Raw genomic sequence first — 20,114 nt, forward strand, 5'->3', positions numbered from 1 at the left:
TATCAAATATCGGAACTAGATTCAAACGGCTTGTTTTTGTTAAAATCTGGTAAATAAATTTCTGCACTCTCATGCTCCTGCGCCATGACATTTTCAAAACCAAGTTCTTCCGCCCAATTTAATACTTGTTGATACTCCTGTGTTGTAATTCGCCGTCCCAATAGAGGATGCCCTACTGCTTTATTGCATGGATTGTATTGCGCCATGATAGAGAGCCAGATGTCTTTTGAGATCGATGCAATGAATTTAAGAGAGTCAAAACTTCCCGCAATTCCGTTAGGCAGAACTAGGTGACGAATCAAAAGTCCCTTTGTAGCTATGCCTGCCTGCCGATCCGTCCTCCGTAGCAGTGCTACTGCGGAGGATGGAAGCTTAAGCGAAGGCAGGTCGCTATCGTCTAGAACTAGGTTCCCCACTTGCCTATACATTTCAATTATTGCTTCGTGATTGCGCTCAACATAATTTTTCACACCGGAGTAATCGTCACCCATCTGATCGTTTGAATATTTAATATCGGGTAAATAAATATCAACCAAGCCGTCAAACATCTTAAGAACTGAAACCTTATCGTACCCATTCGTGTTATAAACTATTGGGATTTTGAGCCCGCGGCTCTTAGCAATCTCTAAGCTTTCGGCTATTTGTTTCGCATATTGTGTTGGAGAAACTAAATTTATATTGTGGGTGCCTACGTCCTGAAGCTTAATCATCTCATCAGCCAATTCTACAGTATCCAGCATCGAGTATCCTGTATCCTGCCCTTGCGATATCTGATAGTTCTGACAATAAACGCACCTCATAGTGCAGCCTGAAAAGAAAATTGTCCCGGAACCTTTTGTTCCCGAGATCATCGGCTCTTCGCCAAAGTGAGGACAGATAGAAGATATCTTCACTTGGATAAAATATTCAATGTTTCTTCAACCGAAGGATTCTTTGTATTTACAAATGAAACAATAACACCAGGATATAGGTTCCTTATGCCTGAAATAAACTCATCTGCCCATGATGGGGACAGGACATCTACTCCGGAAAAATCCAAAACAATCTCTTTTTCAGCTGTTTTTGGCAATACGTACGCTTTTGCAGCTGCAAGAGCTTCTTTTCCTGCAGGCCTTGACATTAACATTTTTCCGAACTTACTGATTAGAAGCTTCATACATTATCACCTCGATTAATTTTAATGACTGCTACGCATCCATTAACAATATTATTAGCTGCTAAGAAATTCATCTCGCCTTTGTTTAAATGCACCGCGCCATTTCCGGATTGAAAATACAATTCCCAATTATTTTTTTGGACTGCAGATGCCACAAACTTCAAGCCATTGCCTCGTTGTTCAGGGCTTCTGCCGGATATTTTTTGGGTAAATGCAATTTTAACAGCTGCCAGATCATCTTTTATATCAGGAAGTATTTTACTTAATGTTTTTCTAACCCCCTGCCCTCGATCTGCAAGAACAACTAAATCTTTCTCATTAATAAAAATAATACCAGAGATATCCCTCCAATTACCCAAATTATGATCAAACGAATTGTTGCCGATCTCTCCAATAACTGCTGTTAGTAAAGAATTCTGGCTTTCGTTGTAAAAAGTGTCGAGCTTTGCTTGAAAAATATCTCTGCTTTCGCATTGAGCTTTTTCGTCAAAGCTATTATCGGCAACGGGATTTATCAGCCAATCCATCAATTTATCGATTTGTGGATCAGATAAAAAACTTAATTTGCCCATTTCAAAGAATATTATAACATTTAAGATGAAATTTATCTTCGATTTATCGGCAGCAACCCACCCACAAAACCCGCATCCTCACCCTCACCTTATCTCTTCTCAAACGCAAGCCTATATAACTCAACATATTTTTTGGCGGAGGTCTCCCACGAATAATCATAACCCATTACGGTTTCAATAAGCTCGAGCCATTGCTTCTTCTTCTTGAATGCATTTATTGCACGGGTAACTGCATCGAGCAAAACCTCTGCCTTGTATTCTTCGAAAACAAACCCGTCACCCGAATCTTTTTTTGGATTAAAATTATGTACCGTATCGGCAAGGCCGCCGGTTTTTCGCACGATCGGTATCGTTCCATATTTAAATGATATTAGCTGCCCTAACCCACACGGTTCATAATGTGAAGGCATAAGAAACATGTCCGAGCCCGCATAAATGAGTTGTGCAAGAGCCGAATCAAATCCCAAATTTAATCCGATATGTTCGGGATATTGCAATTTGATCTTTTTTAAGAGCTCATGATATTTCGGCTCACCGGTTCCCAATATTACGATCTGACAATTTAAATGCATGATCTTCTCAAGAGCTTGGGAAAATATATCAAAACCCTTCTGGTCGGCTAATCTTGTTATCATTCCAATGACCGGGACAAAAGCTTTTATTGGCAGTTTATTTGCCTTCTGCAAAGCCTTTTTGTTTTCATATTTGAGTTTTATCGACTTGATCCCATATCTTTTCGCAATAAATTTATCTTTTACCGGATTCCAAAGGTCATAATCGATCCCATTAAGAATGCCATAGACATCATTTTTCCTGAATCGTAGGAGTCCATCCAGCCCATATCCAAATTCAGGGGTCTGTATTTCTCTTGCATAAGTTTCCGATACAGTACTAATAACATCGGCATAAACAAATCCAGCTTTCGCAAGCGAGAGCTTGTCGAAGAACTCAAGCTTTTCTGGTGTAAACATTTCCCATCCAAAACCCGTCAAGAATATTTGATCCTTAGGAAAAAGGCCAAGATAACCCATGTTATGCACGGAATAAATAGTTTTAATATCGTGCCATTGGTATTTTATCTTTATAAGAGGAATGACAAGCGCCGTTTGCCAATCGTTGCAGTGAACAATTTCCGGTTTCCAAGAATAATTATTTATGAACTCGCATACTGCGCGGCAGAAAAATGAAAATCTTTCGCAATTATCAGGGTAATCGGCGTCTTTATCTTGATACAGCCCGTCCCTATCGAAATATTTGTCGTTCGCGATAAAGTAGACTGTAACTTTTGAATCCGGTATCTTTGTCTCAAAAACCGTGCACTTTTCGACGCTGTTCAAAACGGGTACAGCAAGGTCGAAAACGATCTTTTTCAATCCAAACTTCTTGGCATCGATCATTTTATACTTTGGCATTACAACGCGGGCATCATTGCCGAGTTTTTCCAACGACTTTGGCAGTGCTCCGGCTACATCAGCCAAGCCGCCTGTCTTTGCGAATGGGACAACTTCAGAGGACGCATATAGTATTTTCATGTGATGATATCGTCTATTTTTTTTGTATATTCATGGAGCAAGCGCTCGGCATCCTTCTCTTTGGGAGCTTCAGCAAAAAGTTCGATCACAGGCCTCAATGGATGAGGAAGGATCAATATCCATGAGTCGCCATAATTGACCCTTATCCCATCAACGAGATCAACTTCTTCATCTTTTAACTCTTCTGAAAGCGTTCTTATTACTTTCCCCTTTAGTTCCGGTAAGCAGGAAATATCGCGGCGCAAAACACGGCTATCAGGGACCTCAGAGGCTATTTTTGATAAAGTTGTATCTGATTGGTTTAAAAATTCAATAAGTTTACACGTAGCGAACATCGCATCAAATGAGGGCTGGAATTGGGGAAAAATAAATCCACCCGTCCTCTCCCCTACGAATTTAACGCCATCTTTTAGCGCTGCTTCCATCATATCCCTTGGCGTCGATTTTGTTCTTATAAGCTTTGAGCCAAATTGCTTTGCTATCTTGTCAATAACGGAACTGGTATTGATAGGGACAGCAATCGTTGCTTTTTTTTCATGGCCAAGAAGCAGATGGGTTACAACAACCAATGCTTTATCGGACGAATATACTCTCCCTTTCTCATCGCATAAGAACAGCTTTTCGGCTCCGGCATCGAACATTATCCCCATATCGGCTTCGACAGATTTTACGATCTGGGATAAACGAACAAGAGATCTTTCGAATTCTTCTTTTGATTTTGTGATCTTACTTTCGTCGACATGCGCGTTAAGGGCGACCACATCGCACTCAAGCTCACCCAAGATATTCGGGAATAGCTGTGAAGCGGCGCCGTATGCATAATCGATAACTATGCGACAGCTTTTTCTTTTAATGACGTCGAGGTTCAATTGCGATAATATGCCTTCTTTATATTGCTCCGAAACCCTATGGAACGGGAAAGTCAGCTCGCCAACATCCGAAACCGATATTTTCTTGAATTCCTCCCCAAAGAACAAGCGTTCGATCTTTTTCTCTTTGGTTGAGGTAATATCCATTCCGCTCTCGTCAAAGAACTTGATATCGATGACTTCAGAATCAAAAGGCGATTTTCTAACATGGAAACCGCCCAAGCTCCTTGAACTTCTAAGATCATATCTTGTTACAGGAATGGGGACATTTTCCAAGTTAAAGATGTTTACGCCGGCTGAAAGCACGCCGGAAATAAAAGCCCTGTATAACATTCGGGAAGCTTTGTGCGCGTCGCGGGATGCCGTAATATGCGCGCCTTTCCCGAGAAAATTCCCGTATGCGACACCAAGATTTGATACGAATTCGGGCGTCAATTCGACATTCACGATCCCTGTAACGCCAAACGGCCCGAAAATGGTTTTTGGATATCTCTCGCGCAGGACCATAGTTCGCGACACCACCGATCCCTCTTCTATCACTTTGCTTGGCCAGATTTTTACTCTTGGTTTTATTACGGCATCTTTACCTATTCTGACATCATCAGATACTACTACTTCATCTTCGAGCCTAACCCTATCGTCTATATTACAGTTATTCCCGATTATTACCCTTTCAAATGAAACATTGGAGCCAATAATAGCGTTATCCCAGATTATGCTGTCGCGTATGCGGGCGCCGCGGCCTATTTGGCAGTTCGCACCGACAATGCTGTTTGTAATAGCCGCATCATCGGCGATAAAAGTATTAACGCCTACCATGCCATAGCCTTCCATGCGAGAATTTTTTGAGACCTTAGCTTTTGCGTCGATTATGGGTGAAAGATCTTTCAGCAATTCGGAATGCACCCTTCCGTATTCTTCGAGGCTTCCGATATCTTTCCACATTCCTTCCATTACATATCCGAACAGTTTTTCTTTCTTATCCAAAAGCTGGGGAAAAAGATCGTGGCTGAAATCAAAATTTTTTTCTTTCGGTATATATTCCATGACTTTGGGATCGACAATATAGATCCCGGTATTTATAGTATCGGAGAAAACTTCGCTCCAAGAAGGCTTTTCCAAAAATCTTTTAATCTTGCCATCTTTATTTGTGATCACGATACCATAAGGGAGTGGATTGCTTGCTCTAGTTAAAACGATTGTTAAAGCGGCTTCTTTGGCTTTATGGTTTTCAATTGCGGATTTCAAATCGAAATCCGTTATAAGATCGGCGCTAATTACAATGAACGGCTCCTTAAAATTATCCGCGGCAAACTTCACCGCTCCAGCCGTGCCGTAATCCTGCGTCGCTTCTACATATGACATTTTAACGCCAAACTTTTTGCCATCGCCAAAATGATTCTTGATTATGTGCGGCTTATGGAAAAGAAGCGCCGTAACATCTTTGATGCCATGCTTGACCAACAGTTCGATCGTATATTCCATTAGAGGCCGGTTAGCGACCGGAGCCATTGGTTTTGGGACATTTATTGTTAATGGGTGGAGCCTAGTGCCTAAGCCTCCGGCTAAAACGATTGCTTTCATGACACGCTATATCCTCCGGAACCTGCGAATAAATTCGCGGTTCCTTAATGGGGTTCCGCGAGAATAAATTCTCGCACCCCTGTTAAAATCTTTTATCAATCCCATTTTCATCTCTTTGCCCTATTATATAACTTATTACGCTATCTTTTTCATCGGCGCCAATCTTTCGAGCGTGAAAAGATCGGCCCCACAACTTTCTGATATCAAATCTATTAGTTGGATATTTTTGAAACAACCTTCGCGCTGAAATACCTTTTAAGTTCTTCATTACCAAAGAAGAACTTAGTATATAATTATGTTCGATTAATGCATGGACATGATCACATAATATTTCACACTCAACTATTTTAAACCCCTTCTCGTTCCCAATTTCGTGAAAAGTGTTCATGAGAAACCCTATTAGCTTTTTGTCCTCGAGCAAAGGCAATCCCTTATAAGTTCTAAAAGTATAATGATAGAGCATATCTTCTATCCTAATTTCAACCTGCGAATAAATTCGCGGTAAATAAGCGTTCAAAGAGAATAAATTCTCTTTGAACTTTCTGCTTGAGAATCTCTTCTCAGACCTTCGTAGTCGTCCTATTTATCAACGACAATTCCCGAAAGGAACGGATTGGTCAAGTGAAAAGCAAACCCATCCCCATCTTTATCCGCTAAGAGAAATAAATCCTTTGCGCCCTTCATAAAATTCACATACCAGCCCTTCGGTAATAATTCAATTTTTGAGGCGATAAACTGATCGGTTTTGCTATCATAGATGTAATTCAATGCAAATAAAGAATCTTTTGCGCTTCTATCTTTCCCACCAATGTTCAAGATTATTTTGTAGAAGTCTGAGCCATTGTCTTTCTTGTGAACAATGTCCGCTTGTCTTGGGTCGGCGTGGGAAGCATAGGCAAACTCCAGTATTGTTTCATAAGACAATTTTTTGCCTATGACATCAATAGTCGGCTTATTCTTATCAGCTTTTGTTCGTTTGTAGACATCATCCATCTCTTTTGTTAGTTGATCCATCTTTACGAGAGCAATGCTTGCTCTCAATTCCCAAAGTGAAGCAGTTGTCTTGTATTTGCCGAGAGAAGATTGAAGAACATTGGCAAACATTGCCGCCCCACTCTTCCTAGAAACATCCTTTTTAGATTCGCCAGCAAACGAGGTCAGGAAAAGAATGGAAAGGAACAAAATAAAAACGAAACACCCGACAAAACTTTTTTTCATAATACTCCCCTATAATGCCCCCTACTTAACAAGTAGTAGAATTCAAACTACTAATCCCCATCTAAGAATTCAATTACACAGAGGGGATGCGAAAATTTATTTTTGCATCCCTGATATAAAACCGCGAATTTATTCGCAGGTTTTATATTGCATCCCACAAAACGAAACCGAGAATTCATTCTCAGGTTCCATTCTCCAGTTCCACGCTCATGATTGGTATACCTTGTAATCAATTATTGGAAAAATATTATCCTTATATTCAATATCTCTCAAGAAATTTTCATCAATATTATTGGACCGAATACTTTCGTATAGTTTTGTAAATCTTTCGATATGGTCTTTAAATCGTTTGATAGCATAAGGTACAACAGTTCCTGTTTTCATAATAAATGCCCAGTCTGATGATTGAGCCAGCAATAATTCTCGAGCTAACTGATTGAGCGCCCGAAGCTGTAAGCCGTCTGCCGATCTTATGCTGTTAGCCAATTCTACCATTCGGTCTTCAGCTTTGTGCATATGCCTGTATATCCAATCATTGCTCCCCTCAAGCCAAACTTCCGCGTATCCTTTATGTCCCCATGAAGACATTGAAGGAGTCGAAATTTGGTTCTTTGGATTTTCTCTCAAGTATTCTCCCGGAGTTGTCATGCGAAAAGCATCCTGATCGAAATGAGCTTTTCTTAAGACATAATTTATCCAATCCGGGCCCTCATACCACCAATGGCCGAAAAGTTCTGCATCATACGGAGATACAATAATAGGTTTCTTCCCAAGCCATGATTCTATATGCTCGATCTGCTTTGACCGATTGAAAACAAAATTTCCCGCGTGGTCCGCCGCACGAGACATTGCCCATTCAGGATTATACGGTTCTTTATGGTTACCGGGACCTGTTATCCTATAATATTTTATCCCTGTATTAACCCTGGTCCCATCTACGCTCACATATTTCCTGATGTAATCGAAATCGAGGTCGAATCCGATATCCCTATAAAATTCCCGATAAACATAATCTCCGGGATAACCTTCTTCGGCGCTCCAGACAGCTTTCCCCGTTTCCATATCGCGCCCGAACGCCGCGACTCCGCTCTTGCAATAAACCGGGGCAAATACTCCATATTTAGGCCGTGGCGACCCATGGAGTATCCCATGAGTATCAAGAATAAAATATCTGATCCCCTCATCTTTTAAAATTTGATCATGCCCCGGATGATAACCGCATTCGGGAAGCCATATCCCTTGTGGACGCCTCCCGAAATGCCTTTCATAATCAGCTGCGGCAACTTTGATCTGCGCTCGAACAGCCGTAGGATTTTTTTCCATAAGCGGCAAAAACCCGTGTGTCGCGCCGCAGGTTATTATTTCCAGTTTTCCGAGATCTTGGAATTTCTTAAAACCATTTATCAAATTGCGGTTATATCTTTCGACATACGCAACGCGCGCTTCGATGAATTTATTATTGTACATATGCGCCAAATAATTGAAAGCCGGTTCCCATCTTGTTCGCTCTATTTCTTTATACGAAAGCTCAATTAGTGATTCGATATGTTTGATGTAGCGATTCTGGAGCAATTCATCCGATAACATCGCAGCTAAAGTCGGGGTAACAGACATGGTTATCCTGAAATCGACATTATCGCGCAACAAGCCTTCGAATGCGTTCAAGATCGGTATATATGTTTCGGTTATCGCTTCATATAGCCAGTCTTCCTCAAGGAAATCATCATACTCGGGATGCCTAACGAATGGCAAGTGGGCGTGCAAAATTAAAGCGAAGTATCCTTTCAAGCGACTATAACCTTCTTCGCAAGGATGATGTTATCCACGAAGACGGGGCATGCCCGCCGGACAGCTTATACATCCGCTCCCAATCGGGGATCATCCATTCTTCGTCTATAACTTCGGACATCCTATCGCGCGGCGTCACAACTATATTGCTCCTCGCTGCGCAAATAAAATATCCATCGGGCGTTAAAAAGCCTATATCTACCAAGAAAGAAGTATTTGGACGGCCAACATTGATATGCCAGTTGCCTGTATATCCATAGATATTTATATCGAAAAAATTCCATTTTGACGCATCGTAAACTCGCAGTATCAAAGCCGCTCGCGAAAATTTATTTCCCAATTCGTTCTTTATCTCATCAATGCGCTTATTGTTCAATTCCCAATAAGAATAGAGCCAATAAGGGTCCCTGATCATCAATACGATCTGGTTGTCGTTATATCCTTGTGGAAATTCAAATCCCTTCTCCTGTTCGAATTTTTGGATGACGGGGCTTAAGCTCGGTATATATTTACTTTCTTCTATTCTCTGTTCAGGAATAGTCGAAATCGAGATAGGGAAAGCCTTTTTCTTAGCTTGTTTTTTTACGGCAGGTTTTACTTTTCCCTTAAAAGTTTTTGGGCTTTTTTTTGCCTTTGGCGATCTTGTCGCTTTCTTTTTGATACGCATAAAACAATCCTCTTTAAATTATTTCTCTTAAATATTTTGCGGCCTCTTCGGGTGATGTCGGGTTGATATAAAGTCCGGATCCCCATTCAAAACCTGCTTGTTTGGTGAGCCTTGGTATCACTTCTATATGCCAGTGGAAATCGTATTCTATCGTTCCCCAATAATCCGGTTTTCCCGGGCGCAACACTGGATTTGGAGAAGTATGCAATACATAATTATACGGGGGGTCGTTCAAGGTCTTTTTGAGCCTTGATAAAATATCTTTCAAACAACGGGCAAGCTGCATCCTTTCTTCGTCAGACTGTGCTTGGAAGCTTGAGTGGTGGCGCCTTGGCAAGATCCATGTTTCGAAAGGGAATCTTGAAGCGAACGGCGCAAAACCTACGAAGTATTCATTCTCGTAAATAAGCCTTTCACCCGATCCAAGTTCTTGCCTTATAAGATCGCAGAATAAGCATCTTTCTTTTTCATGGAAATACACCCTTGCATTATGCAATTCCAATTTCACATATCGAGGAGTGATAGGAGTAGCGATCAATTGCGAATGAGGATGATTTAGTGACGCACCGGCCGCACTCCCATAGTTTTTAAATATGAGCATATATCGGAATCTTTGGTCTTTGCCAAGGTCAACTAATCTCTGTTTGTACGCCCACAATACTTTTTCGATATTTGATTCTTCCATATCCGCCAAAGACAAATGATGTTTTGTGGTTTCAATAAGTACTTCATGCGCGCCGATGCCGGACATCATGTCATAGATGCCTATGCCGGAACGGTTAACATCACCTTCGATCACTAAAGCAGGGAATTTATTAGGGACAACCCTTACCTGCCATCCTGGAGTATTTGGGAGTGAGTCGCTTTTGCGCCAAGCAATAATTTCAGGCGGGGTTTTATCCTCGTGTCCTTCGCATAATGGGCACTTGCTCGAATCATCTACCGGCTCGCCAACTGAAACGCCTCCAAAATCTGAAGGCCTTCGCCCACGTTCGGTCGAAATCACGACCCACCTATCGGAAATCGGATCTTTGCGCAATTCAGGCATTTCTTTTCTCCTTAGTTAGGATTCCAATCTTATTGAGACCCTGTTCTTCCAATTTTTTTGAGGAGCCAAAGCTAAATTCCAAACCATTACCATGCATGTGCCCTGATAATTCCTTTCAAAACCGGATTCGGATTGTGACACGGTTTCGATCGGATATCTTATCAATTCACATTCTTTTTCAGACTCAAATGATACACTAAAACCTTTCCACTCGTCAACAAGCTTATATTCATTTATATTGTTGTCTGTCCCCTCGCTGTTCATCCTCTCTTTTCCATAAACTTTGATATACCTATCGGGTGCGTCAGACGCAAGCAATGTCATGTTAAATTCGGACCCATATGCAAATTCAAGCGATCCGTCAGATAGATTAATTATTTCGTAATCAATGTTGATGATGCTCTGACCCGATGAAATCAAAACCGTTTTTGTAAGTTTGACATGTTTGCCTAATATTTGGGCATTTCTTGAAAGACTGACCTGCGCTTCGTTTCCCTTTCTTAAAGGATAAAAACTATATGGGCTGTCAACTCCATCGGAAAGTTCGGTGTATCTTTCGCCTTTTAACTCCTCAAGGCTTGTGCCAAGCTGGAAAAACCTGTCGCGCAGGGACGATCTCCTGCAGGTATCATAGATGAGGAATTTATCGATATCTTTTTCTTTGATATTTACGATATCATGGATGCTTTGTGTCCCATGCGAGGCGGAAGTCCCCTGGACCTTGGCGTCCATTATTTTTTTGTGGTAAGCCTCTTCCCTTCTCGTCAAAACATTGGACAAATTGAAATCCGCCGGTTTGTAATCAAGTTCGAAAAGGGTTCCACCGTGATTCGGCGAGAAATAAAGGTTAAGATATGGGTTTGAAAGAATAACTTCCTCACTTCCATCTTTGTCAAAATCCGAAAGCAATAGTTCGGTGTACTTTTTATCCCCTCTTTGAAGTTTTTGAAGAGCATTTTCGGCTTTTATCAAATGCTCGTAGATACCATGCCTCAAGTTCGCAAGATATAGTCCGCCAAAAACCCCATGCCAATAAGCGCAATTGCATTGGCCCTTATAAAGGTCCATTTCGGCTTGAAGCAAAAGCTTATCGCGGTCTTCGGAGGTATGTCCCTTGAGCGCCCGCTTCCCTCATTATTTTTTCAAGGCGCGCGGTTGCTTTGGCTGGAAGCGCCCACTCCATCATTTCAAAATATGACGCCGTTGGAAGATAAACTCTTCCTATCGGTTTATATTCTTCGGCGTATTCGGAGAACTTCATCGGCCTTATCCATTCAAGGTTTGCTTCAATTTCGGTCAATAGATTTTCAAGATATCCGTCATCGTAGACCCATTTTTTGGTGCCGGGCCAAACTCCGAATTTTTCCCCATCATCCGCTAAAATGGCTGCGACATCGCCCTTTTCCGTTGCTATATCCGCCATATATTTTATCGTTTCGTGCGGCATCCTGAATGGGACCAAATATCGAAGTTCTTTGTTGATCGGAAAAACATTGAGCGCGGCGCCTTGGTCTTCGGTCGAATAATATCCGAACAATTTATCTTTTTCGACGCCTGCCGAAATAAAATGATAATCATCTACGGTTAAATATTCGATCTGCGCGTCGTTCAATATTTTTGGAAGATTTGGCTCCCAAATTCGCTCCGTCAGCCACATGCCTTGAGGGCTAGTCTTAAAATGCCTTTTGATAAAGATTGTTTCCATCGCGATCTGACCGAGCTTATCCTCATCGGGAATTATGGGAATTATCGGTTCGTAATACCCTGCCGTCATAACTTCAACCTGGCCGCGCTTGACCAATTTCGCGATCAGTTCCAAAAACTCCGGATGTTTTTCCAAGAACCAATCGTAAAGGATCCCGCTGTAATGGACACTGAATTTTATCCTGGGATGCCGCTCCATAGTTTCAATAAATGGAAGGTAACAATCCCCGTATGCTTGATCGAAAACATGATCGAAATTCCCGACAGGCTGATGGCAATGTATGCCGAATAAAAAATTCACTTTCTTCATATAGACCATTGCTCCATTTCGTAGCTTGGAGTCGGGACATTGACGGACAACATGCCCCCGCGCGGCCATCTTTCAAGTTCGTTGCCATTTTTCTCGATTATTACCGAGAACTGGACCATATCTCCCGCTTTTGCTTCAATATCTGAAAAAGACACGCCAACCTCTATTATCTTGTTCATGCCAAAACTATCCATCTCTTTTATTTTTTCCCAAACTTCGTTTTCGTTCATTTTATATAGAGTAAGTTTGGGGCCGCAATCTTTTTCACCGCAATTAAGCTTCAACCTATATTCGACTGGATGATAAATTAATATAGAGAATGAAAATCCTTGGCATTCATTTTTTTGTCCGCCAGAGGCGGATCCGCCTCCGGTGGAAAGATCAAGGGCGCAATCCAGCCTGAAAAACAGAGTTGATTTATTGAAACCATAGTAGAGAGCTTTAATTACGGTTTCGATCTGGTGCATGGCGCCTTTGCTTGATTCGATATCAAAACATCCTGCCGATAACCATTCATAATAATTTGTCACAACCCCGTCCAAAGCTGGTTCAATATAAAAAGCGGGTTCGCGCGTCGGCTTTAGCGCCCTTAGCTGTTTTATCGGCTTATCCAAATATTGAGGCACAGTGTTACCTAATAGGTGATAAATGTTCTTCAAATGTTTTCTGAATAATGCATCGAATACTTCGTCGTTCTCCGACGAGTGGTCGTCCCCGTACCACCAGTTCCAATCGGAACCTTCAGCTACATAAAGCTCTTGCCAAGCCAATTGGTTCTCCTGACCTTCGAGAGCAGCCCTTGCTCGTGACAGATAATCCCACGCGAGATTATCTTCTTCATGTCCGATCCAGATCTTAAAATTATTGTTGATCCACGAAGCAGGAAATAACCTATGGATCTTGGAATCCACCTGGTTTTCGGCAATAAAATCGCAAACCCTTGTTGGGATAATACTTTGGTCGGATGACAACCCTTGATATAGTCCTCTTAAGAATTCTTCTCCTCCATCGCGATAATATTCCCACGCGTTCTCCCCATCGAGAATGACAGAGACCAAATATTTTCTTCCATCATCCGGCAGAGCCGCACGGATGTTGTATAAATGTTTCTTGAAATCGGCAACGGCTTCTTTAACTCTCCACCTCTGATAAACAAAGCCTATTTGGTCGGATAGAAAATGGTTCCTGAATATCATTGAGACTTGGTTTCCGTCTTTTTCAACATGATATGGCTTATATAATTCGGACGCGGATGGAGATTTTGAAAGCGAACTCGATAAAATACTTTCATCGGTAGCAATCCATTTTATCCCCGCTTTCCCAACTAATGGGATCATTTCTTCGCTGACGCTTCCTTCCGACGGCCACATTCCAAACGGAGGCTTTCCAAAATGCTGTTCGTGGAATTTTACGGCTTCCTGTATTTGGCTTTCGGCATCTTCAGGATGGCGGAATCGGACTGATGGAAGTTTCACATAAGGCATTGATTCATGCGCGACATTTGTATCGCAAACCAAAGGAAGTATCGGGTGATAAAAAGGTGAAGTCGTGACCTCAATTTGAGACCTATCTTGAAGTTCGCGGCATTTCGGGATGATCTTTCCAAGCAATTCTATTTGTTTATTTAGCAATGCGAGCTTTTCTTCACGGGTAAAACCTTTCCCCTTTGCGATAAGCGCTGAAACGATCGGGTCGTGATTTCTATAATTAAACCCAAACCAAGTAAGGTTAAACCAAACTTGAAGATCCATAAATTCTTGTTTCGTAAATCTATTGGCAACTTTTTCCAATTCGAAGTTTGGGGCAAATCTTCCCCTCTTAAGCAAAAGATCATGATAATTTTTGTACGGTTTTATCATGACATCCCAATTAGCCATGAAGAAATTTTTCAGGATGTATACTTTTTCTTCATCGGTTAAATGCATAGGATCTTTTTCGGAAAGAAGAAGACTTCGGTCTTTCGCGTTATTATTTACATAATCATCAATTTGAAGGACAAGAGACGGGACCATATTGAAAGTCGCTTTCATGTTGGGATAGTCGTCCAGAAGCGCGGCCATATCGTAATAGTCTTTGATACCATGAAGGCGCACCCAAGGAAGGATATATTCGTTTGTTACAAGGTCTTTATAGTAAGGCTGATGCATGTGCCATACTAGTGCAAGATAAATCGGCTGATGGGTCATTATGAAGAGATTATACTACGAGAGAAATTAATTTACGAGATTATTATCTTAATTGAATGAATTCTTCCCGGCTTAATCCTGACTGCTTAATTATGCTATGAAGCGTTCCCTTCTTAACTTCTTTTGGATGTGATGGAAGCGTAACTCGTTTTTGGGCCTTATCATTTAACAATGTAATATGCCCGCCGGATTGATGGTCAATATAAAATCCTGCTCTTTGCAATATTTTTATTATCTCTTTTGGTTTTATATTAGGAAGCTTCATGCAGGAACAACCACCGGCACCTCAACGATGCCAATAAATTCTTCCTCCGGTTCCCTGGGGATCGATTCGCCATGCTTAATTAAACTTGCGCAGTAGCACTTTATGGCATCTTTGACCATATCCACGGCTTGTTCAAATGTATCCCCTTCTGAAACAACGCCTGGCAATGCTGGAACAGTAACAGTATATCCTCCCTCTTCGGCTGCTTCAAAAATTGCAGTATACTTTAAAATTTTTATTTTCTTTTTCATTTTTGTTTACCTCTCTTGAGGATAATTGTACCATGGGGCAAAGAGCTTCGCAATGCGCGCATGAGCTTTAAATGTATCTATTCCCTATTTTCGACCAAATTTATATCTCATAAACTCCAACCAATTAGAAAATACTTTACCGCCATAATAAATCCTTTCAATGGCAGACCAACTGCCAGTATCGTTTTTATCTTCATGGGCAAGCCCTTCATTATTATAAATAGCGACACAACTTAACCGCTTCCCATTATAATTTTCTATTGAGAACTTAAGTATATTGGCATTTTCCCTTAATATTGTCTTTCGCTGATTGTCATCAAGGCCGAGAAGAAAATCAAGCAGTAAACGGACTGATTCTTCAATTTCTACCATATTCATCGGCGAAGAAATTTTCACTTTTATTTCTTTAATGCCTGCGGATTCCAGCGCCTCAATAATCTTCTTTTGCGTTTCGAGGCTAATATCATTTATAAAAGCGCCATTTTCAACATATCCTCTTGAGAATTTTGCAAGTTCACCCATAAAAGCGTTATGCCTTGCACTTTTTGCTTCCATTGCTTCCATTCTTTCCAGCACGTCCGCAATCTCCATTGCCAAATCAAGCACTAATCCTCTTATTCGACTGCTTTGATGATTATCCACTAAATCCTGCAGGATCGGGATCATCTCGCGCACTTCCTCAACACTTGGGATTTCAACCGTTTCATCAAGTATTTGCTCCATAAAACCAATTAATTTTGCATCATCCGCACAGACTGCTCGAAATTCTTCAATAAAAGTTCTTCCTGCCGGCAAAATCATATCTTTTGCCGAATCCACCGGCTGTTGTTCGCGAGATAATGGCAATAATTTTTTGGATCCTTCGATAATATTTTGCAATGAAAGGTAAGATCTCGAAGAAGGAAGCAAGAAATCAAGAACTGCTTGAATCTGTTCAGCGGCATCTAAAGGCATAACTTGGGCACTTGGTGAGAGTTCATAGCTCATTAGCTCAGAGATGATTGCTTCTCCGTCAGGAAAACCTGAAACGTACTGGCGCAGTTCTCTAAAATCTTCTTCTTTTAAGGTGCGTTTAGCTGAAAACTCGCCGCGCAAACGAAGCCCTCTCCATTCTTTTTCGTTTAAGGTATATTTAAGTGAAAATTCGCCATACAAAATATTTATCATATTTAATTTGCGGAATAAAAGTTTCCTTTCTTTTTTGGGAATACATCTAAATAAGGCTTTGATCTCTTGAGCCGATAAATTTTCTTCTCTTAGCAAATACGTCGCGACATCATCCGAATCGATTGGGAATCCACTGCGTATGAAAATTTTTGACACAGTAATTTTAGCTGATCTTGCTTTTGCTAATTCGGCGGCGACTTCGTCTGGAAGTGGATAATCATATGCGATATCCCTAAGCAATGAATTCAATAGCGGGAGATCGGTTTTTATGACATCATAACTATTGGAATCTGCAATCCGAAAAGCCCGGAAGGCGACATTGCCCTAATATCCATCATTCTTCCTGGATCAAAGGTTTTCGCAATTTCAACTGCCCTAGTCCATAAGACCTTCGGAGTTATTCCTCTTGATGCCGCAATAACTCCCCTAGCCGGATTAAACATAATCAACATTTTATAGCCTCCTTACATAAACTAACAGTGAGTTTGCCGCCCTTGATAGCCCCTTTGCCTTGCCTGCTGTTTTCCAGAAATAATTGTGCGGTTGCCGCGCCTTTTGGAATTTCCCTAAAAATAAAAGTTGCGACATATTCATCTCCAGCCCTTTGGCAAAAGAGAGTTCGCGTCTTTCTCCAAATTGCGCTCCTTTCCTTGTCTGATTTAGCTTTTTCCAACAATCTAAGCGCCTCAGACAATTTCAAGCTTATTTTCCGAGGAGGCGCATAAAGTTCTTCTTCAATATCTTCTCCCGATATTTTTCCAAGGCTTTCTCTTGCGGCATGGCGAATTTCACTGTTTTTACTCTTTAATAACTCCAACAGACGCGATTTGGCGGCAATAATTTTAAGGTCCCCCAACGCATCAATAGCGGCAATCCGAATTTTAGGATCGTTATTTTTTAGGCATTCTATAAGGATTAAAGACAATGAATCGTCCCCCACTTCCCCCAAAGCCTCAATTATCAAAACTTTTTTTTCAGATTTTTTTTCTTTGGCCAGCAATCCGATAAGAGCAGGCTTTGCTTGCCCTTTAAAATATTTCAATCCTTCAACGACATCAAAATCATTAAGTAAAAGGCCAATTAAGATAGGGGCGACCGAGGCATCGCCAATCTTGCCGAGCGCTTCTGCAGATACCTTAGAAAATGGCTTGGAATGCATATATCCTGTATATCCTGCAAATTTGAGCAATACTTGTGTCGCTTTTTTGTTTTTTGCATTACCCAAAGCAACAATGATCTCTCTAATAAAATCATAATTATCCAAGAGATCTTTAGCATTGGATAATCTTTCGATAAAAGCGTCAATGATCCTTCCCTTAAGCATATCAGGGGTTTTGGCATCAATAAGCCATTCAATCAATCTAGGGAGAGCTTCTTCTGGCGCCTTATATTCACTGCTTGATAATTTCTCTATTTGGGCTTTGATATCTTTCTCTAAGGCATTATCCGCCGCGTCTATTTTGGCACGGATCTGCGGCAGGGCATATCCCGATCCTTCAAGAAACTCTAAAAATTCAGAACACCTTGGCCGATCTTGGGAGCAGAAGTTCTCTGCCGCATTCAAGGCTTCGCTGTTGTCATTTATTTTCCCATCGTACCCTGTAAGCCCTTCATGGGCGTCGGCGATCCTCAAGAATTTCCTATATTTTTCCGGCGCGGTTTCAATTATTATTTCTGCCATTATTTATTCTCCGGATTTTCCAATTCAAAATTTTCAGACATTCCAACATATTTGCCCTTTGCATCAAAGAAAACAACAAAACAATTGATGGTCTCTGTCCTTTCATCCAGCCAAACAGGGATTGTTGCTTTGCCGTTTAATATTTTCCCTTTCCCCTGCGCCCACCCGTCAAAGTCCTCATTACTGCCTAATACTGCTTGCGCGAAAACTGCGCCTTTTGGAATATCACTAAATTCGAAAATGGCTAAAAATTTAGCAGAACCGGCGCTTTTGCCTGCCACTCCTGTTTTTCTTACAGAAACAACTTCAGGAGCATCTAACCCATTCTTTATATCAAGTATCTTCTCTATTGCTTTTTTATTTTTTGAAGAAACATCGGAAGCGCCAAGTTTCTCTTTTAAAGCTTTTTCCAAATCACTATATTCGATTTCCCAATTTGTGCCGCATAAAATCGGAACAAAAATCGGATAAAACAGCTCTGATATTAATTCCGGCGAAAGATCGCGCAAAACATATTTAGTATGCAGATCTTTGCTCCAATTAAATCTTAAACTCCTGTTTATTAATACGAATCTATAAAGCGCGCCATTTATTTTATCCTGCAGTCCTTGGGGCAAATCTTCAGGGAGTTCGCTTTCTAAAAGTTTTGCAAAAACGCTAGCGGACAAAAACATGCGCAGCGCCTTTTTATAATCAGTGGCGGGAGGGTCTTTTATCGCCGGCCCATTTATATTTTTTAGGAGCAGCGCCGTATATTGTTTTCGATTATCTAACGGCATATCCGACGCGATCGCCGCGGATAGAATTCCTGCGATCATTTCTATGGAATACCTATTAAGATCAAGTTTTAAAGACCTTTTGACTATTTCCACTTTTAGCCCAACGGGGTTCTCGTTTTCAACAAAATCGGCCGCAATGGTTAAAATGCCGTAATCTTTATCGGAATAATCGTTATCTTTTTTTTCTAACGAGTCAAAAAATAATTTGACGATATCCTGTTTTTCATTTTTGGGAAATTCCTCGGATGTTAGAAGCTCCTTCAATACTTCTACTGCTTTTTTACGGAATTCTTTATCGCCAAAAAGAGCTTTCGCGGCTCCATATATCTTCATCTTATCATGCGCTCCAACATCGAAAGAAGCGGCAAGCTTTGCCAATGAAAATATGCAAACATCTACAGCCTTCTTTTTCTGCAATATATTTATTATTGCACCGGCTAATTTGCCTTTTTCTTCTTTTGGCAGATTGGAGGCAATAAGCCGACCAAGAATCTTTTTCTCACTTTCAAAGCCGTAATCATGCTCTCGCGCATTCTCTAACACGTCAAAAACCGACTTAAGGATAATTGCTGTCAATTCCAATGCATTTGCGCTTCGAAAATCCAGTCCATCATATTTTTCAACCGCATAGCCAAAAAAGCCGACAATTTTCCCTCTTGTCTCCGCATCGGGATTTGCCTTGATTATCTTCAATGAAATCGATAATGATGTATCGAGGGCGCCATCTTTTAAGCTGTCCCTATCACCTCCAAACAATTCCTTATCGGCCTTTAACAATATAATATTTCTCCCGAAAGCGGATATTGCGTCAAATATTTGAGTTCCAAGCCTATTCGGTGATTGTTCATAATTTATATCCTCTAAAACCTGCAGTACGGTTTTTTGCACATTTTTGTCAACGCTTCCCAGTTTTTGAAGCAATGCAGTTATTATTGCTTTTTGCAGTTCTTCTTTAATACCAATCTTAAGACCAATCTTAAGTATCTCCCGCAAATTCTTGATAGCATTCATTGCAATTTCGTTATTCTCGCTATTGAGGTCGGCAATGGCTTTTTTTGCTTTTTCTTCAATAGTATCTGCAGCCGGCGTTTCGGCTGCCTTTTCAACAACTTTCTCTCTTAGATCAAGCAATGCATATCCGGATTTTTCAAAATAATCCAGTATATCCCTATAATCGGATGGGGATTCTGCACGAAAGCAAGCGGCCGCTTTTCTCGCCTCATTTTCATCATTTATCTTTCCGTCATACCCCGTTTTACCATCGTGGGCATCGCCGACCCTGAAGCATTTTCTGTATTTTTCCGGAGCCGAATCGATTATTATTTCCGCCATCTTAA

General features: G+C 41.0%; 19 protein-coding genes. All 19 read right to left on the bottom strand.

The window, feature by feature from the left end; translation table 11 throughout:
• Positions 1-2 precede the first annotated feature (2 nt).
• A complete protein-coding gene (locus tag HZC34_02720) occupies positions 3-893 on the bottom strand; it encodes a radical SAM protein (protein MBI5700747.1) in 891 nt (296 codons plus the stop codon).
• Complete coding sequence (locus HZC34_02725) at positions 890-1,156, bottom strand: STAS-like domain-containing protein (protein ID MBI5700748.1); 267 nt, start codon at positions 1,154-1,156, stop codon at positions 890-892. The genes HZC34_02720 and HZC34_02725 overlap by 4 nt, the downstream gene beginning before the upstream one ends.
• The gene (locus HZC34_02730; protein MBI5700749.1) at positions 1,153-1,728 is read right to left on the bottom strand and encodes a hypothetical protein; all 576 of its coding nucleotides are present in this window, start codon (positions 1,726-1,728) and stop codon (positions 1,153-1,155) included. The genes HZC34_02725 and HZC34_02730 overlap by 4 nt, the downstream gene beginning before the upstream one ends.
• Positions 1,729-1,817: 89 nt before the next feature.
• A complete protein-coding gene (gene glgA / locus HZC34_02735) occupies positions 1,818-3,260 on the bottom strand; it encodes a glycogen synthase GlgA (GenBank protein ID MBI5700750.1) in 1,443 nt (480 codons plus the stop codon).
• On the bottom strand, positions 3,257-5,713 hold the full coding sequence (locus HZC34_02740) for a mannose-1-phosphate guanyltransferase (protein MBI5700751.1): 2,457 nt from the start codon (positions 5,711-5,713) through the stop codon (positions 3,257-3,259). Before HZC34_02740 ends, glgA begins: the two co-directional genes overlap by 4 nt.
• 82 nt (positions 5,714-5,795) lie before the next feature.
• Positions 5,796-6,230 carry an IS200/IS605 family transposase gene (gene tnpA, locus HZC34_02745; GenBank protein ID MBI5700752.1) on the bottom strand — a complete coding sequence of 145 codons (435 nt, stop codon included), beginning with the start codon at positions 6,228-6,230 and terminating at the stop codon, positions 5,796-5,798.
• Positions 6,231-6,292: 62 nt separating this feature from the next.
• Positions 6,293-6,931 (bottom strand): hypothetical protein, encoded by a 639-nt coding sequence (locus HZC34_02750; GenBank protein MBI5700753.1) that lies wholly within the window; start codon positions 6,929-6,931, stop codon positions 6,293-6,295.
• Positions 6,932-7,138: 207 nt separating this feature from the next.
• The gene (locus HZC34_02755; GenBank protein ID MBI5700754.1) at positions 7,139-8,719 is read right to left on the bottom strand and encodes a DUF1957 domain-containing protein; all 1,581 of its coding nucleotides are present in this window, start codon (positions 8,717-8,719) and stop codon (positions 7,139-7,141) included.
• Between the two features lie 4 nt (positions 8,720-8,723).
• A complete protein-coding gene (locus tag HZC34_02760; protein MBI5700755.1) occupies positions 8,724-9,386 on the bottom strand; it encodes a DUF4912 domain-containing protein in 663 nt (220 codons plus the stop codon).
• Positions 9,387-9,399: 13 nt separating this feature from the next.
• A complete protein-coding gene (gene galT / locus HZC34_02765; protein ID MBI5700756.1) occupies positions 9,400-10,434 on the bottom strand; it encodes a galactose-1-phosphate uridylyltransferase in 1,035 nt (344 codons plus the stop codon).
• Positions 10,435-10,449: 15 nt separating this feature from the next.
• Positions 10,450-11,517, bottom strand: coding sequence for a DUF1926 domain-containing protein (locus tag HZC34_02770; GenBank protein ID MBI5700757.1), 1,068 nt, complete (start codon positions 11,515-11,517; stop codon positions 10,450-10,452).
• Positions 11,518-11,521: 4 nt separating this feature from the next.
• Entirely contained in the window at positions 11,522-12,448 is a 927-nt protein-coding gene (locus tag HZC34_02775; GenBank protein MBI5700758.1) for a hypothetical protein, read from the bottom strand.
• Positions 12,445-14,634, bottom strand: a complete 2,190-nt coding sequence (locus HZC34_02780; protein ID MBI5700759.1) for a glycoside hydrolase — start codon at positions 14,632-14,634, stop codon at positions 12,445-12,447. Before HZC34_02780 ends, HZC34_02775 begins: the two co-directional genes overlap by 4 nt.
• Before the next feature lie 43 nt (positions 14,635-14,677).
• Entirely contained in the window at positions 14,678-14,899 is a 222-nt protein-coding gene (locus HZC34_02785; GenBank protein ID MBI5700760.1) for a type II toxin-antitoxin system HicA family toxin, read from the bottom strand.
• On the bottom strand, positions 14,896-15,150 hold the full coding sequence (locus HZC34_02790; GenBank protein MBI5700761.1) for a type II toxin-antitoxin system HicB family antitoxin: 255 nt from the start codon (positions 15,148-15,150) through the stop codon (positions 14,896-14,898). Before HZC34_02790 ends, HZC34_02785 begins: the two co-directional genes overlap by 4 nt.
• Positions 15,151-15,234: 84 nt before the next feature.
• Positions 15,235-16,473, bottom strand: a complete 1,239-nt coding sequence (locus tag HZC34_02795) for a hypothetical protein (GenBank protein ID MBI5700762.1) — start codon at positions 16,471-16,473, stop codon at positions 15,235-15,237.
• 110 nt (positions 16,474-16,583) lie between these two features.
• Positions 16,584-16,769 carry a hypothetical protein gene (locus HZC34_02800; protein MBI5700763.1) on the bottom strand — a complete coding sequence of 62 codons (186 nt, stop codon included), beginning with the start codon at positions 16,767-16,769 and terminating at the stop codon, positions 16,584-16,586.
• Positions 16,763-17,998 carry a HEAT repeat domain-containing protein gene (locus HZC34_02805; GenBank protein MBI5700764.1) on the bottom strand — a complete coding sequence of 412 codons (1,236 nt, stop codon included), beginning with the start codon at positions 17,996-17,998 and terminating at the stop codon, positions 16,763-16,765. The genes HZC34_02800 and HZC34_02805 overlap by 7 nt, the downstream gene beginning before the upstream one ends.
• On the bottom strand, positions 17,998-20,109 hold the full coding sequence (locus tag HZC34_02810; GenBank protein ID MBI5700765.1) for a hypothetical protein: 2,112 nt from the start codon (positions 20,107-20,109) through the stop codon (positions 17,998-18,000). The genes HZC34_02805 and HZC34_02810 overlap by 1 nt, the downstream gene beginning before the upstream one ends.
• Between the last annotated feature and the right edge of the window lie 5 nt (positions 20,110-20,114).

This window comes from Candidatus Saganbacteria bacterium, from assembly GCA_016223245.1.
GTDB lineage: Bacteria > Margulisbacteria > WOR-1 > XYC2-FULL-46-14 > XYC2-FULL-37-10 > JACRPL01.